The following is a 441-nucleotide window of genomic DNA, read 5'->3' as shown; positions in this document are numbered from 1 at the left end:
GGCAAGGCGGCCCTGCTGGCCGCGCTCGCCGCCGGCCGCGGCGCCACCCTGCTCGCCGCCGAGAAGCAGCCGCACCGTGCCCGCCTCGTCGAGCGCGCGCTGGCCGGCAACCCGGGCCCGTACCAGGTGATCACCGCCGACGGCACCCGGCCGCCGTGGCAGCCGGGCTCCTTCGACCGGGTCCTGATGGACGTACCGTGCTCCGGCCTCGGCGCGCTGCGCCGCCGCCCCGAGGCACGCTGGCGCCGCGGGCCGAAGGACCTGGAGGGCTTCGCCCCCCTGCAACGCGGGCTGCTGCGCGAGGCATTGAAGGCCGTCCGGGTCGGCGGCGTGGTCGGCTACGCGACCTGCTCGCCGCACCTCGCGGAGACCCGGGTGGTCGTCGAGGACGTGCTCAAGGGGCGCGGCGGGGCGGCCGCCGAGGCGGAGTGGGTGGACGCC

At 78.7% G+C, this 441-nt stretch carries 1 pseudogene; it reads left to right on the top strand.

Annotation, left to right across the window (positions count from 1 at the left end):
• Nucleotides 1-441: pseudogene (locus tag IH13_RS0115290) on the top strand (rRNA cytosine-C5-methyltransferase); the annotation flags it as partial.

Source organism: Streptomyces sp. NRRL WC-3549 (genome assembly GCF_000721935.1).
GTDB lineage: Bacteria > Actinomycetota > Actinomycetes > Streptomycetales > Streptomycetaceae > Streptomyces.
The sequence above is the reverse complement of the archived record's forward strand: the minus strand, read 5'-3'. Positions and strand labels throughout refer to the sequence as shown.